The organism is Pseudomonadota bacterium, assembly GCA_018817425.1.
GTDB lineage: Bacteria > Desulfobacterota > Desulfobacteria > Desulfobacterales > RPRI01 > RPRI01.
Map to the genome: position 1 here is coordinate 82,924 of JAHITX010000096.1, position 15,431 is coordinate 98,354.

Consider the following 15,431-nt stretch of genomic DNA (forward strand, 5'->3'; position numbering starts at 1 on the left):
TTGCAATCTTGCCTCCTGTAAGTTAAAATTCATAGTATTTAAATTGCCGCAATAGCAAGGAGCCAGTTTCAAAACGCCCCATTTTGGCCGATCTCTGCGTTGGGCTCAAATTCCAATCCTCGAAATACTTTATGTATTCCAGTGGTTGAAATTTTCGCCCGCCTTGAGCTTAACCAAACTGAAATGTTTTGAAAGTGGCTCCAAGGAATGGATTTATCGCCAATGCTATAGACAGGAAAAGGAAGTCACATGACCGTTCGTAATCGTCTTATGCTTATAACTTTATTAGGGCTGGCCATTACTATGATCTTTTGGGGCTGGATACAGATAGGCGCATTGGATAAAATAATAACAGACCAGCAGACTAAAAAGCTCAGCAATGTTGCAGAAACAACTATTACTTATTACCAGAACTTTCATACCCGTTACGGAGTGTCGGTTCTTGATAAAACTTTAAAAGGACAAATTCAAAGTGACATCCAGTTAGCGAGGATTGATATTTTTTCTGTAGCAAATGATGATGTTGATTATGTTGCAGGAGCAAACCGCGTTCAGTATAACTGGTCTGAAACTTTGGTAGAGTCGGTTGCAAAAGAACTAAAACCGATACATATTAAAATAAATACTGAAAACGGGCCAGCTCTTGGATTATTAGCTTCTGCCATAATGCCTGGTAAAAACTATAAAAACAGGGTTGTTGTAGGCGTAATTGCCTTTTCTCAGTCCGGCATGGAAATATTAAACAGCGCTAAACACTTGCTTATATTAAGCAGTGCAGGTCTTTTGGTTTTTATTTTACTTGTCCTGTATCTTAGCTATGGGTGGATTATCAGGCGTCCTTTGAAAAGAATTATCGGTACAATTGATGAATTTCAGGCAGGACAGTATAACAGACGTATTAGTCTTAACCGAAAGGATGAGTGGAAACTACTGGCAAACCATTTTAATGCAATGGCCGACAAAATTGAACAAGTACTTGCACAGTATCAGGAACTTAATCTTTCGCTTGAAAAGAAAATACTGGATGCAACACATAATGCGGTTCAGTTGCAAAAAGAGGTTAATCAGCTCCAGCAAATTACCGCCCTTGGCTATTTAACTGCTAATCTGGCTCATGATCTTGGCACGCCACTTCATTCAATAGCAGGAATGGCAAGACTTCTTTTGGAAAGCGGTAACTGGCCGCCTGATGTGGGACGAAAACTGGAGCTTATTGTCCAGCAGACACAAAGACTGGATACGGTAATTCAGAATGTGCGCCGTGCAACCCGTTTACCCGAACCACATTTCGAGACTATATCCATTCCCGAGCTTTTTAATGAAACGCTGCCTTTAGTTGACCCCCTTATATTGAAAGAGGATATACAGTTTAGCGTTACTGTCGAGGAAAATATGCCTCCTCTTCATGTTGACCGTTATCGCTTCCAGATAGCTATACTTAACCTGATAGAAAATGCAGTGGAAGCGATACAAAAGAGAGGTGAAATACATATTTCAGCATCTTCACTGCCTGACGGCAATTTCATTTTAATATCAGTAAAAGATAACGGTTCCGGCATTCCACCGGAATTGATCGAAAAAGTCTGTGAGCCCTTTTTCAGTACTCATAATGATGAAAGAATGCGCGGTCTGGGACTTGCAATAGTAAACGGCATTGTCGCTAAGGTGCATGGAGGACAAATAGAGATAAAAAGTTGCCAGGGTAGCGGAACCGAAGTCATCCTTCATTTTCCTGTTGCAGAAAAAACACCCGGAAAGATTATATCTGATAACTAATTATCTGGTTAACCCATACCGCTGGATTTTTACCCGAAGAGTTTTCCGATCAATACCAAGCAGCTGGGAAGTTTTTGTCTGATTCCAGGAAGTATTATTTAACATCTGGAGGATCTGTTTTTTTTCGGCTTCCTCCAGAGGTGTCAGTTGTGATTGTTCCTTATCTTTCCCGTGTCGGAATCTCCCCGGTAAGTTCTCCGGGAAAATCATTGAAAAAGGTGACATTATCAATGTTTGGCGTAGCATATTTTCCAGTTCACGGACATTGCCTGGCCAGTCATATGCTATTATGCATTCCATAGCTTCACTGGAAATATTAACGGAAGTATAACCCCACTTTTTCATAAAATACTCTACAAGCTGCGGCAAATCTTCTTTATGCTGCTTAAGTGAAGGTGTTTGTATTCGAACTACAAAGCGGTATAAAAGGTCAGCACGGAAGCGGCCTTTTTTTATTTCCTCATCAACATCCCTGTTTGCTGCGGCTACCACACGAACCACAACATTTTCAACCTCATGACCACCAAGACGCCTGACTTCTCCGTTTTGCATAAAACGCAAAAGTTTCCCCTGGAGTGCTGTTGACATTTCTGTGATTTCATCTAAAAAAAATGTACCTTCCTGAGCCAAAGCAAGCAATCCTTTATGGGATTTATCTGCTCCTGTAAAAGCGCCTTTCTCATAGCCGAATAGTTCCGATTCCAAAAGGTTTTCAGGGATAGCACCACAATTGAGCGCTACAAAAGAATTTCCGCGGCGTGAGCTCAGCTGATGAAGTGCTCTGGCTGCCAGTTCTTTTCCGGTTCCACTCTCACCTTCTATCAAAACGCTGTCCCATGCATCGGCAGCACGTGCAAGTTGCTTATAAAATTCAACCATGACAGCGGAAGAACCTATAAATTGCGGCTCCTGTAATGTTTCAGGGTGAACTATGAGATGTCTCTGTTGCAGGTCCCTGACATCGAGAACCTTTTTTACCTTTAAACGGATGGCTTCCGGTGAAAATGGTTTGCTTATATAATCAGATGCGCCGAGGCGAAGGGCTTCCATGGTGGTTTCCAGAGAACCGTATGCGGTTACAATGATTACGGGTAATTCAGGCCATTGCTTATGAACCTGATCAAGTAAATTAAGGCCATCTACATCCGGCATGCGTATATCGCTGATTAAAAGATTATACAAAGATAAGTCTTTTTTGAGGGCATCTCTGGCTGAAGTACATATATCAACATCATATTCAGCTCTTACTAGGATTTCCTGTAAAACCTCACAAGCCACTAAATCATCATCAATTACTAGAATCCGATAACGCATAGAATCTTTGACCCAACTCCATTATTATACCAGTAACATAAAAGGGCGGACAAAATCATCCTTGCTAAAAATCAAGAATTATCTTTGTTGTTTAAGAATTGTTTTGCCAGCAAAAGCGCTTCCCCACGACTATTTATATAATCAGAAAGTCTTGATTCTTCAACAACAGATAAAATCTTTTTAAATAAAGGCGAGGGAGAAAGTCCGAATTCTTCAATCAGATCATGGCCTGTTATAAGCGGGGCTTCCTTTTGTTTGACCTTATAAACCAGGGTATATATTTTTATTAATAAAGTTATAAACATTATAAAATCCCCGTTTCCGTTATCATCATTGTTTTTTTTGCTTTCCATATCTGCAATTGCATGAAACAATAAGTCCGGGACATAATCTTTGCACTTAACAAAAAAACGGGTAATACTTTTATCCGTCAACGGCTTTCTCTTATAAGATTCGTAGAGATGAAGAACTTTCATATGATTTCTTAATATAAAATCAATATAATTTGTCTCATAATTTGAAAATTTCAGTCTTTTTGCTATGCGGCCCAAAATATCGGCACTTATTTTTTCATGCCCGAAAAAATGGACATTGCCATTATCAACAGTAATAGAAGATGGTTTGCCTGTATCGTGCAGAAGTATTGAACATTTTAACAACGGTGACCTTGTATTATCCATTTCCTGTTTTGCAAAATCCGATATTTCAGGATTGGCATGAAAGCCGTTAAGAAGTATTTCAAGCTTCTTATAGGCTGCTAAGCAATGGTTGAATACATCATGCTCATGGTACTTGTTTTGGCGGCATCCAACTAATGCCGATAACTCCGGAAAGATTTCAAAAAGAAGGCCCGTTTCAGCCATTTTACTAATAAAGGTATATGATTTCGTACTTGAAAAAATTTTAAATATTTCGGCTTTTATTCTTTCACCAGCAGACTTTGCGATAAGCCTGACATTATTTATAATGGCCAGTTCTGTTTGATATTCTATCTCAAAATCAAGCATTGACCCTATTCTGTAAGCTCTTATCAGCCGAACCGGGTCATTTTGAAATACTTCTTTGGAAACCATCCTGATCCGTTTTGCGGATAGATCATTTATGCCGTTATAAAGATCTATAATATTTTGGGAGTAAAGATCATAGCAAATTGCATTGATAGTAAAATCTCTTTTTGAAAGATCCTCTTCAATGCTATTGCCAAAAGCTGCCGAAACATCAAAGATGCTATTTTTTGAAACAACCCGGTATATCACCTGCTTTTGCTTTCCTATTTTTACAACATGTCCGCTTATGTGTGATGCAAGATCGGAGGCATATTTTTGCGCAAAACCAAGTACTGCTATGTCATAATCGGACGGAGTCCGCCCTATAAGCAGATCCCTTACAGATCCGCCGACAAGATAAGCACCTTTTGCTTTGAGTATTACCGGATTAATTTCAATCATATGCTTTTGTTGCGCAAACGACCCTGTCAATACTGCTGTAATCTTTCTTGAAAGAAGCCTGCTCAAATTTCCCTGTAGCTTTGATGATTTCATCAACGGCAGTTTTCTGATCATAGCCTATTTCAAGTAATAGCTTGCCGCCTTTGTTAAGAAATTTATGTGCGTACTTTACTATGTGCTTTATACAGCAAAGCCCGTCTTCTCCGCCATCAAGCGCAGTTATTGGTTCAAATCTGTTAATTTCAGGTTGCAAGGTTTTAATATCATCTCTTCTGATATAAGGCGGGTTGGATATAATTATATCCAATAAATTGTTCTTATCTTTTACAGGAAAAAACCAGCTACCGCAAAAAAAATTGATTTTATTATCAAGACCCAGATGTTTGGCGTTTTTAAAAGCAATGCCAAGAGCTTTCATTGATATATCTGATGCAAAATAATGATTATCAGGATGTTGCGCTGCTATCGCAAGTATGATAGCGCCTGACCCCGTGCCCAGTTCCAGAATCTTTTTTGGGCAAAAAGCTTTATCTTTGGAAAGATATGAGAGAGCCTCTTCCACAAGGCATTCGGTTTCAGGCCTTGGAATAAGGACATCTTTTGAAACCATCAGTTCAATGTTCCAGAACCCCTTGCTCCCGATAATATATGCGACGGGCTCTTTGTTTATCCTTCTTTTGATCAAAGTCTTGAAAAGATTGCGCTCGCTTATGTTAAGAGGCTGATCATATCTTAAGTAAAGATCAATTCTTTTTAATTTGAGTGCATGTGCAAGAAGAATTTCAGCGGCTGCTCTGGGGCTGTCTATGTCATTTGTCTTAAAATAAGATGTGGTCCATTGAAGAATTTTGATTATAGTCCATTCAGGTTCAGTTTGATTTTGCCGATTCTGCATGCTGTAATGCCTGGGCCTGATAATGGGATGTCAATTCACTGATTACTTCGTCTATATTACCTTCAAGAATGTATTCAAGTTTGTATAGTGTAAGTCCTATCCTGTGGTCGGTAATTCGGGACTGAGGAAAATTATATGTTCTGATCCTCTCGCTTCTGTCACCGCTTCCTATCTGTGTTTTTCGTTCTGCGGATCTTTTTTCATTCTGTTCCATTGTGAATCTGTCAAGAAGTCGGGCTCTTAATACTCTCATGGCCTTAGCTTTGTTCTTGAACTGAGACTTTTCATCCTGGCAGGTAACAACAAGACCTGTTGGAAGATGTGTAATTCGCACGGCAGAATCGGTTGTATTTACACTTTGCCCGCCGGGCCCGGTTGCACGGTAAACATCCACTTTGATTTCGGTAGGATCTATGTCGATTTCCACTTCTTCGGCTTCAGGTAAAACAGCAACAGTTACCGCAGAAGTATGAATTCTTCCCTGTGCTTCTGTTACAGGAACACGCTGTACCCGATGGGTTCCGCTTTCATATTTCAAGTGACTAAAGGCGCCTTTACCCTGAATTAGAGCAATAATTTCTTTCAGACCGCCGACACCTGTGGTATGACTGGATAAAACTTCAACTTTCCAGTTTCTGTTTTCCGCATATCTGGTATACATTCTGAAAAGGTCGGTTACAAAAAGGGCCGCTTCTTCTCCGCCTGTCCCGGCTCTTATTTCAAGAATAACATTTTTTTCATCTTTTTCATCTTTGGGAACAAGAAGCAGTCTTAATTGTTTTTCAAGATCTTCTTTATCAAGGCCAAGCGCTTCGATCTCATCACGGGCAAGCTCTTTTATTTCAGGGTCTTCATTTTTTAAAAGGGTGATGCTTTCTTCGATCTGCTCATTAATATTTTTATATGAGCGGTAGATAGATACAATTTTAGATAAAGAGGAGTGCTCCCGAATATACTTCTGGTATGCCTCCCTGTCGTTAATAGTATCAGGATCACTTAAGAGCATTTCAAGTTCCATAAAACGCTCTTCAGCCCCTTTCAGTTTGTTAAGCATATAAGGCCTTCTTAACGATATTATAAGCTTAAAAACGCCTCATGGATGCTTCTTGAGGCGTTTTTAAAGATTTTATAAACAAACAGCAATCTTTTTTTGTTATTTATATATCTGATTGTTCTGATTCTGATATTTTTCGTATTTCTTGCGAAAACGCTCAATACGTCCGGCAGTATCTATAAGCTTTTGTTTTCCTGTGAAAAAGGGATGGCATTTAGAACAGATTTCAATTTTGATATCTGATTTGGTCGAACCTACCTCGATTGCACTACCGCAGGCGCAACTAATTGTTGTAGTTGCATATTTCGGATGAATATCTTTTTTCATTGTTTTGTGCTCCTTACATTTATATATTATGCATTCATGGAATTAAGAAATTGTTCATTATTCTTTGTTCCGCGCATTTTTTCAAGTAAAAATTCAAGGCTGTCTGTAGGATTTAATGAAGAAAGAAATTTTCTTAAAATCCATACCCTGTTTAAAGTCTCTTCGGACAAAAGAAGTTCTTCTTTTCTTGTGCCGGATTTTTTTATGTCTATAGCCGGGAAAACGCGCTTATCAGCAAGTTTTCTGTCCAGTTGTATTTCCATATTACCGGTTCCTTTAAATTCCTCAAAAATAACTTCGTCCATACGGCTTCCGGTATCAACAAGCGCAGTTGCAATTATTGTCAGGCTTCCTCCCTCCTCTATGTTTCTTGCAGCGCCAAAAAACCGTTTAGGCCGCTGAAGAGCATTTGAATCAACACCGCCGGATAAAATCTTTCCGCTGGGAGGCATAACGGAATTATAAGCCCTGGCAAGTCTTGTGACGCTGTCTAAAAGGATAATAACATCTCTTTTATGCTCAACAAGCCTTTTAGCTTTTTCAATAACCATTTCAGCAACCTGGACGTGTCTTTCGGCTGGTTCGTCAAAAGTGGAACTAATGACTTCCGCCTTAACATTGCGTTCCATATCGGTAACTTCTTCCGGCCGTTCATCGATAAGAAGAACAAATGGCACAACATCTTTATGGCTTGCTATAATACTATTTGCAATATTTTGTAACAACATAGTTTTGCCGGCTCTGGGAGGTGAAACAATCAGACCTCTTTGGCCAAAACCTATTGGAATCATTAAATCCATTATTCGCATCGAATAGTTTTCAGAATTATTTTCTATGTTTATTTTCCTGTTTGGATAAAGAGGAGTCAGATTATCAAAAAGAATTTTATCTCTTGATATTTCAGGATCTTCATGGTTTACAGCTTCTACTTTCAGCAAGGCGAAATAACGTTCGGACTCTTTAGGCTGCCTGATCTGGCCGGAAACAATGTCACCGGTTCTTAAATTAAAGCGCCTTATCTGTGACGGAGAAACATAAATATCATCAGGACCGGGCAAATAGTTGTAGCTTGGAGCCCTTAAAAATCCAAATCCGTCAGGAAGAATCTCAAGAGTACCTTCCCCATAGATCAAACCATTTTTTTCTATCTGGCTCTGGATTAAAGCAAAAATCAGCTCCTGCTTACGCATGCCTGCGGCCCCGTCAATATTCAGAGTCTTGGCAAGCTGAGTCAGCTCTTTAATCTTTTTGTTTTTCAGTTCAATTATATTCATTAATATTATAACCTCATTAACTTCAGAAAGATTTTTTCTAAAATTATTCTACGGAATATTTAATTGCTGTTAATATTGGGCTAGAAGTTTGCACAAATATGTGGGCTTCTATCGGCAAGATGCTAAAGATCAACTTATTATACAATATATCGTTTTTTTTTGTTCAAAACTTAAGGATTATATGCCTGTCGCATGAAACAAAAAAGAATAAATTACCATCCGCAAATCATGGATTAAATCCGGATTAATTTCTATAGAGGAATATTTGCCATCTATCGGTTTTTTATCAGAAGATTAAATTAAGTATCCACTCCAAGGAGGGGTTTGATATCTTTAAGATAATTTAGATTATACTATGGCTTTACAACTGTCAAGAAGTTTATTCCTTTGGTTTTTGTTAATATTTCTTTAAAAAAAAGAATTACTCATTATCAACAGCCACCTGATTTTTTTGCGTATTATATATCATCCGGTTTTTTATGACAAGAAATAATTTTAAAATATTGATAATTTCTTGAGCTTATAGAATATATCGATCACAACTCATTAATATAAATATGATTATTATAGAAATATTTCTAACGCAAGAGTGCTCGCAAAGATGAATTATTGTGAACCTGTTAAAAAATGTTATATATATTTAGAGATAGAAAAAGTATTATTGTAGCAAATTGCAAGATCAGTTTACAGTCGTATGATTATGTGCTAATTTCAACAAAAATTTTGCTTAAAGAATTGAATCATTTTACCGGTAGGTCTTTTGTTCCAAGAGTGGAACAAAAATTTTTATGGAGAAAAACGTATGTTAGACATAGGTATGCCTGAATTTCTCTTGATAGCCGCAATAGCGCTCATTGTTGTTGGCCCTGATAAACTTCCTGATATAGCCAAAACAGTTGGACGCATGTTTGGTGAACTTAAAAAAACAACAAATGAATTTAAACAAACAATAGAGTCTGAAATAAATTTAAACGATATAAAAAATATCGATAAAAATGCCATTATAGATAAAGCATTAAATATAAACAACCAGGAGGAAATTGATGCCACTCCCAATTTTGAAGATAATAAAAACGAGCACGAAGATAAAACCGAAAATGAGGATAAAAACAGCTTAGAAAAAGAACCTGAACAAGGAACAACAAAAGATGAAAGAGGATGATAAAATTTCTTTTACAGACCACCTGACCGAACTCAGAAAACGCCTGATAATCTGCTTTATCGCTATTGGGGTCGGTTTTGCGTTAACATACGGGGTTAAGGAAAAAATATTTGAAATTCTAACACTTCCTCTTATCCATGAGATGAAAGCCGGAGATAAAATGATTTTTACCGGGCTTTCAGAAGCCTTTTTTATCTATATGAAGTTATCTTTATATGCCGGTATTGCGATAGCTTCTCCCGTGGTGTTTTACCAGATCTGGGTTTTTGTAGCTCCTGGGCTTTATCACGATGAAAAACGTCATGTATTTCCAATAGTATTCTTTTCTGTATTTTTTTTTGCCGGAGGAATTCTTTTCTGTTATTTTATTGTTTTTCCTGTAGCTATAAAATTTTTTCTGGGTTTCGCCTCAGATACTATACAAGCGCTTCCGTCCATGAACGAGTATTTAAAATTTGCGACAAAGATGCTTCTTGGGTTTGGACTTGTTTTTCAACTTCCGCTTGTCATAATATTTCTTGCTAAGCTTGGTATTGTTACTGTTGAATTTTTAAGAAAAAACAGAAAGTATGCAATACTGCTGATATTTATTGTTGCAGCTCTTTTAACTCCAACCCCCGATGTATTTAATCAGCTTCTTATGGCTGTTCCTCTTATGTTTCTTTATGAAGTCAGTATTTTGGGCGCGGTATTTTTTGAAAAAAAGAAGGAGAAAGCAGAAAGTGAAAATGATGAAACGGAAAGCACAGATAAAACATCAGCGGAATAATATCAAAAAAAAGCTGGTAAAAAATTATTTGAATTATTGTATTATCAGCAATCAATAGCGTTTTTTAAGATGGAATGTATTTCTTCCGGTATGGCAATTGCTCTGATATTTTCAGGCTTGCTTACATCCATGCAAATTCTTTTTTCTACTCCGGTAACCAAAAGCTCATCATCTGATGCATCATAAATCAAGTGTTTTAATTTAACGGTTTTCTCATTAACTTCTTCAAGTTGTGTAATAATTCTCACAGTCTGATGATATCTGCCTGGGTTTGAATAAATGCAGGAAGTCTCGTTAAGCCCAAAGCCTAATTGCCTTTGTTTTGAAAGTATATTCAGATCCAAACCTATAGATTCAAAAAATAGATGGCTGCCGGCATCCATCCATTCGTAATAGCGCGGATAAAAGACAATTCCCATGGGATCAAGATCACCCCACATAATTTTGCGTTCAACAATGTTTGTTTTCATAAAGATTATATTTTCTTATGCTAATAACAATTACGGTTTTTTGCCATATGCAAGATCGTAAATTTATGCATTCTTACCAAATAATAAATAATTTGTTGCAAAATTTCTGTCAACATTTTAGTTATTATTAATAGTAAGTTAAATAAATTATTTTCATGCACTCATAGAAAAGTTTATATTATGAAAAATCATGTCCCCCTTATTTTAATTTTGAGTTTTGGTTTTTTATTTGTCGGGCATCTCTATAGCGGCGATATTTCCCAGCGCGATATACTCACTCAATATTCCACCATCAATGCATTGCTTGGAGGCGTTTATGATGGGGAAATGACTATTAAGGATCTGAAACGGCATGGAGACTTCGGCTTGGGCACTTTCAACGCTTTGGATGGAGAAATGTTTGCAGTTGACGGACATTACTACCAGATAACTTCGGACGGCAAGGCAAGAGAACCTGATGAAAAAACACGTACACCATTTGCCGCAGTTACTTTTTTTGAGTCGGACAAGAAAGCCGATCTTCATTCAGGTATGGATTTTGACTCTTTCACCAAGAAAATGGATGAAACAATTATTACCCCAAACATTTTTTATGCTATAAAAATTAAAGGTAAATTCAAAGCCATTAAGACAAGAAGTGTTCCTAAGCAAGTCAAGCCTTACAAGCCTTTAAAAGAAATTGTCGGCACTCAGCCGATATTTCATTTTAGTAAAATAAGAGGCACTATAGTAGGCTTTCGTTGCCCTTCATATGTTAAAAATATAAACGTTCCCGGCTATCACCTGCATTTTATAACTGAAGATGGCAAAGCAGGAGGGCATGTCCTTGATTTTATCGTTTCAGAAGCTGTACTTGAAATTGATGAAACATCGGGATTTTCATTGCTTCTTCCGCAAAACAAGGCGTTTTACAACTCTGACTTGTCTTTGGACAAACAGTCTGACTTAGAGAAGGTAGAAAAATAGCTGCTATGAGCCAGTTTCAAAACGCCCCATTTTGGCCGATCTTAAGCGTTGGGCTTAAATTTCGCACGAAGTGAAGCATTAGCGCTATCCTCGAAATATTCGAAGTATTCCTGCGGTTGAAATTTTCTCCCGCCTTGAGCTTGACCTAACTGGGGCGTTTTGCAATTGGCCCCACTTATTAACCAATTGATCGAAGCAGCTGTTGAAAATCACATACCCGTATATGTCTCACGAGACTGGCATCCTGTTGGGCACTTAAGCTTTAAAGACAGCGGAGGGCTTTGGCCGCCCCACTGTATCCAGGACAGCGATGGTGCAAGATTCCATCCTAATTTAAAAATACCCGAATCAGCTATATTAATAACTAAAGGCGTTTGCTTTGACCAGGACCAGAATTCAGTTTTTGACCAGACAGGACTTGTCTTTAAGCTAAAAAAAGACGGCATCAATCGGCTGTGGGTTTCCGGTCTTGCCGAAGATGTCTGTGTTCTGGTAACAGTAACAGATGCTTGCAAAGAAGGCTTTGAAACAATACTTATCGCAAATGCAACAAAGCCGGTTACCCAGGAAGGCGGTAAAGAAGCGCGTCAGAAAATGCATGATGCCGGAGTAAATTTCGTATATTAAAAATGGATAGTTTTTTCTTAACCGAATACAATAGTTGCAATATAATATAAATAATACTTCTCAAAATAATAATTAAATTGATTTTAGCTATAAAAAAGCGTTAATATAATAGTGATAAAAAAAGATAACATGATTAAATAGTTATAAAGTACAATTAGCCCGTTCAGGAGGAAATTATGACATTTAAAAATATTCTTGTCCCTTGTGATCTTACCAAAAGCAGCCAAAAAGCTCTTGATATAGCAATCTCTATGATTTCAAAAGATATGGGAGAAATTACGCTAATCCATGTGATTGAAAAGATAGAGGGCATTGAGGATGAAGATCTTATAAGCTTTTACCAAAAACTGAAAAACCGCGCTCAGAAGAAAATGGATGAAATAGCGCTTGATTATAAAAATCATGGCATTCCCGTTAAAACGGAAATTTCAATTGGTAAACGAGTGCCGGATATTATAAGGGCTGTTCAGGAGCATAAAATTGATCTTATAATTTTAAAATCACATAAGATAGAAGAAGTTCGTACAGGCGAAGGGTGGGCCACTATAAGCTATAAAATTGCGATATTAGCTCCATGCCCAGTTATGATGGTTAAATAAAAGTTAATAGCTTGTCATGAAGGGATATGGTTCATGCCCAAAAAAATCGTAATCGGAACGCTTGTTTTTATTGTTGTTTATACCGTTTTCGGATTTTTTATTCTTCCTTCCATTCTAAAGTCCATACTAACCAAAAACCTTACTGAAAGCCTCCACCGCACAGTCTCAATTGAGGATATAAAAACCAATCCTTACATAATATCTGCTAAGGTAAAAGGCCTTGTCATTAAAGATCAGCAGAATCAGGATATATTTGCATCAATAGCCGAACTCTATATAAATGCTCAGATTGAATCCTTGCTCAAAAAAGCTTTAGTTATTAAAGAAATAAGTGTATCCAAACCCTATGTAAACATCATACATAAAACTTCACAGCAATATAATTTTTCAGACCTTATTCAGGAAAACGGCGCAAAAGAGGATACAAAAAAAGAACCTTTCAGATTTTATTTAGGTAATATCCAGGTGTCGGGCGGCCAAATTAATTTTTTTGATTTACCTAAGAACAAGCAGCATAAAGCTTCAGATATTTCTTTTGCTCTTCTGTTTTTATCCAATATGAAAAAAAGTGACGATATATTTGTGCAACCGTATTTCAGGGCAAACATAAATGGCACTGCCCTTGTAATCGAAGGCAAATCAAAACCATTTGCCGGAAGTCTTGAAACTGTTTTTAATATCAATCTAAAAGGGATCGAGATCCCATACTATATGGATTATCTGCCGAAGGAAATAGAGGTTAAGATACCATCGGGAACTCTTGATGCTCAGGCAAACATTGAATATATCCAGCCTCGGGACAAATCACCTGCTTTTCATGTTTCAGGCACATTAGGGCTAAACAACCTCAAAATTTATGATACAAAAGATCTCCCGCTTATCTTTATTTCCGGTCTTTCTATCAAAATTGCCGACATTGCGTTTCCTGAAAGAAATGCACATCTGTCCGGCATTGATATTACAAACCCTGAATTATATATCAGGCGTGATAAATCAGGTGAGATAAATTTAAATGCTATTATACGGAAAATAAACGCTCAGGAAACAGAAGCGAAAACTGAAAGCCAACCGTTTCCAATTCAAATAGATCAGGTTAAGCTTAAATCCGGCAACTTATACTTCTTGGATGAGTCAACTTCAGACCCTGTTAATCTTGCAGCCGATAATCTGAACATAAGCGCTCATAACATAGATACAACAAAGGGCGGTATGGCAGAGCTTTCCTGCAGGTTGAACAAGAAGGGTATGATTTCAACAAAGGCAATATTTGCAATAGACCCATTAAAATGTGATTCCGAGATAAGTATTGAAGGAATGGAACCGGCATGGGTGCAGTCCTATTTCACCGATCAGATACGCGTAATTGTGACAAAAGGGCGTGTATCAACCAAAGGCACTTTTACAATGAAACAGGACAATATGAAACATCCGCAAATTTCATATAAAGGAAGTGCCGTACTTTCTGATTTTGCTTCTGTAGACAAAGAGAATAAGGATGACTTTTTCAAAATAAATACGCTTAACTTCAATACTCTTGATGCAGGCTTTAACCCGACCTATGTTGATATTAAAGAAATTTCACTGAATGATTTTTTCGCAGGCATTGTCGTAAATGCTGATGGTAAGCTCAACTTAAACAATGTGGTTAAACAGGATCAGAATAGTACTATACCCAGGAAAGAGGAGAACAATAAAAGCATTGAAAAAATACGGATCGGCAAAGTTTCGGTCAACAACGGTAACATCAGGTTTGTTGACAGGAGCATCAACCCAAATTATTCAACGGAACTTGTAAATATCAAAGGATCAATTACAGGGCTGACGTCGCTGGAAACTGAAGCTGCAAAGGTTGAATTGTCAGGCAAGCTTGATAATACTTCTCCTTTGTCGATCACAGGCAGCATAAATCCGCTAAAGGATGATCTTTTTGTGGATTTGCATACAAGTTTTAAAGACATAGATTTAAGTTCAGAGTCGCCTTATTCCGGAAAATATATGGGGTATACAATAAACAAAGGCAAACTCTCTCTTGATCTGAAATACCTTATTAATAAAAAGAAACTCGATTCGCAAAATGATGTTTTTATCGATCAGTTTACTTTCGGCAATTCTGTTGACAGCCCGGATGCTACCAGTTTGCCTGTTAGCCTTGCAGTTTCCCTGCTAAAAGACTATCAAGGCAAAATAAATCTCAAATTGCCTGTTTCAGGAAGAACTGATGACCCGGAATTCAGCGTATGGAAAGTTATCGTTAAAATGCTTGTCAATCTTGTTGGAAAGGCTGCAACTTCTCCTTTTTCACTTCTTACTTCATTATATCCCGGCGCAGATCAGCTAAGCAATGTGAACTTTGATTTTGGAACGGCTGATCTTTCCCCACAGAGTGAAGACAAGCTGCAACTTCTCCAAAAGATATTAACGGACAAACCGTTAGTGTCCCTTGAGGTAAAGGGATATGCCGACAAGGATAAAGATCGGCAGGCTATTATTCAATATTTATTTGAAAAGAAAAAGTTAAGCATTGATCATATACAGGTAACAGAGAGTGATCTGAAATTTCTTGCGGAACAACGTGCCAGGCAGGTGAAAAATTTTCTGCAAAAATCACAGCAGATCAACCCTGAAAGAATATTTTTAGTTGAAGCTGAGTTAATTTCTAAAGAAAAATCCGAAGGTGCTGGAGCTGCGTATGTAGGACTTAATCTTAAATAGAAGAGCCAACTAAATAAATACTTTAGATATAAGGAAAT

The 15,431-nt window shown here is 37.5% G+C and carries 14 protein-coding genes; 7 read left to right on the plus strand and 7 right to left on the minus strand.

The window, feature by feature from the left end; all coding sequences use genetic code 11:
• The first annotated feature begins 249 nt into the window (after positions 1–249).
• Positions 250–1,776: a HAMP domain-containing protein gene (locus tag KKC46_16785; GenBank protein MBU1055457.1), complete on the plus strand. Its 1,527-nt coding sequence runs from the start codon at positions 250–252 to the stop codon at positions 1,774–1,776.
• On the opposite strand, the gene KKC46_16790 is transcribed toward KKC46_16785, so the two are convergent.
• The 6 genes from KKC46_16790 to rho form a co-directional block, all read right to left on the minus strand.
• On the minus strand, positions 1,777–3,090 hold the full coding sequence (locus KKC46_16790) for a sigma-54 dependent transcriptional regulator (protein MBU1055458.1): 1,314 nt from the start codon (positions 3,088–3,090) through the stop codon (positions 1,777–1,779).
• Between the two features lie 71 nt (positions 3,091–3,161).
• Positions 3,162–4,631 (minus strand): HD domain-containing protein, encoded by a 1,470-nt coding sequence (locus KKC46_16795; protein MBU1055459.1) that lies wholly within the window; start codon positions 4,629–4,631, stop codon positions 3,162–3,164.
• A complete protein-coding gene (gene prmC / locus KKC46_16800) occupies positions 4,531–5,433 on the minus strand; it encodes a peptide chain release factor N(5)-glutamine methyltransferase (protein ID MBU1055460.1) in 903 nt (300 codons plus the stop codon). Before prmC ends, KKC46_16795 begins: the two co-directional genes overlap by 101 nt.
• Entirely contained in the window at positions 5,408–6,487 is a 1,080-nt protein-coding gene (gene prfA, locus KKC46_16805; protein ID MBU1055461.1) for a peptide chain release factor 1, read from the minus strand. The genes prmC and prfA overlap by 26 nt, the downstream gene beginning before the upstream one ends.
• A 99-nt stretch (positions 6,488–6,586) precedes the next feature.
• A complete protein-coding gene (gene rpmE / locus KKC46_16810; GenBank protein MBU1055462.1) occupies positions 6,587–6,814 on the minus strand; it encodes a 50S ribosomal protein L31 in 228 nt (75 codons plus the stop codon).
• A gap of 26 nt (positions 6,815–6,840) precedes the next feature.
• A complete protein-coding gene (rho, locus tag KKC46_16815) occupies positions 6,841–8,088 on the minus strand; it encodes a transcription termination factor Rho (protein MBU1055463.1) in 1,248 nt (415 codons plus the stop codon).
• A gap of 802 nt (positions 8,089–8,890) precedes the next feature.
• Here rho and tatB point away from each other — a divergent pair.
• Together tatB and tatC are read left to right on the plus strand one after the other, a co-directional pair.
• The gene (gene tatB, locus KKC46_16820; GenBank protein MBU1055464.1) at positions 8,891–9,250 is read left to right on the plus strand and encodes a Sec-independent protein translocase protein TatB; all 360 of its coding nucleotides are present in this window, start codon (positions 8,891–8,893) and stop codon (positions 9,248–9,250) included.
• Complete coding sequence (gene tatC / locus KKC46_16825) at positions 9,237–10,019, plus strand: twin-arginine translocase subunit TatC (protein MBU1055465.1); 783 nt, start codon at positions 9,237–9,239, stop codon at positions 10,017–10,019. Before tatB ends, tatC begins: the two co-directional genes overlap by 14 nt.
• Before the next feature lie 44 nt (positions 10,020–10,063).
• On the opposite strand, the gene KKC46_16830 is transcribed toward tatC, so the two are convergent.
• A complete protein-coding gene (locus KKC46_16830; GenBank protein MBU1055466.1) occupies positions 10,064–10,489 on the minus strand; it encodes an acyl-CoA thioesterase in 426 nt (141 codons plus the stop codon).
• A 180-nt stretch (positions 10,490–10,669) separates the two neighbouring features.
• On the opposite strand from KKC46_16830, the gene budA reads away from it, so the two are divergent.
• The 4 genes from budA to KKC46_16850 all read left to right on the plus strand — a co-directional run bounded on the left by budA (position 10,670) and on the right by KKC46_16850 (position 15,393).
• Entirely contained in the window at positions 10,670–11,455 is a 786-nt protein-coding gene (budA, locus tag KKC46_16835) for an acetolactate decarboxylase (protein MBU1055467.1), read from the plus strand.
• 159 nt (positions 11,456–11,614) lie between these two features.
• On the plus strand, positions 11,615–12,082 hold the full coding sequence (locus KKC46_16840; protein ID MBU1055468.1) for an isochorismatase family protein: 468 nt from the start codon (positions 11,615–11,617) through the stop codon (positions 12,080–12,082).
• A gap of 176 nt (positions 12,083–12,258) precedes the next feature.
• On the plus strand, positions 12,259–12,681 hold the full coding sequence (locus KKC46_16845) for a universal stress protein (protein ID MBU1055469.1): 423 nt from the start codon (positions 12,259–12,261) through the stop codon (positions 12,679–12,681).
• Between the two features lie 33 nt (positions 12,682–12,714).
• Entirely contained in the window at positions 12,715–15,393 is a 2,679-nt protein-coding gene (locus KKC46_16850) for a DUF748 domain-containing protein (protein MBU1055470.1), read from the plus strand.
• Positions 15,394–15,431: the final 38 nt, after the last annotated feature.

Coding starts and splice junctions, on each gene's coding strand:
- rho (MBU1055463.1), bottom strand. CDS start 8,088: ATGAATATAATTGAACTGAAAAACAAAAAGATTAAAGAGCTGACTCAG.
- KKC46_16830 (MBU1055466.1), bottom strand. CDS start 10,489: ATGAAAACAAACATTGTTGAACGCAAAATTATGTGGGGTGATCTTGAT.
- tatB (MBU1055464.1), top strand. CDS start 8,891: ATGTTAGACATAGGTATGCCTGAATTTCTCTTGATAGCCGCAATAGCG.
- KKC46_16795 (MBU1055459.1), bottom strand. CDS start 4,631: ATGAAATCATCAAAGCTACAGGGAAATTTGAGCAGGCTTCTTTCAAGA.
- KKC46_16785 (MBU1055457.1), top strand. CDS start 250: ATGACCGTTCGTAATCGTCTTATGCTTATAACTTTATTAGGGCTGGCC.
- rpmE (MBU1055462.1), bottom strand. CDS start 6,814: ATGAAAAAAGATATTCATCCGAAATATGCAACTACAACAATTAGTTGC.
- prfA (MBU1055461.1), bottom strand. CDS start 6,487: ATGCTTAACAAACTGAAAGGGGCTGAAGAGCGTTTTATGGAACTTGAA.
- KKC46_16790 (MBU1055458.1), bottom strand. CDS start 3,090: ATGCGTTATCGGATTCTAGTAATTGATGATGATTTAGTGGCTTGTGAG.
- KKC46_16850 (MBU1055470.1), top strand. CDS start 12,715: ATGCCCAAAAAAATCGTAATCGGAACGCTTGTTTTTATTGTTGTTTAT.
- budA (MBU1055467.1), top strand. CDS start 10,670: ATGAAAAATCATGTCCCCCTTATTTTAATTTTGAGTTTTGGTTTTTTA.
- tatC (MBU1055465.1), top strand. CDS start 9,237: ATGAAAGAGGATGATAAAATTTCTTTTACAGACCACCTGACCGAACTC.
- KKC46_16845 (MBU1055469.1), top strand. CDS start 12,259: ATGACATTTAAAAATATTCTTGTCCCTTGTGATCTTACCAAAAGCAGC.
- prmC (MBU1055460.1), bottom strand. CDS start 5,433: ATGCAGAATCGGCAAAATCAAACTGAACCTGAATGGACTATAATCAAA.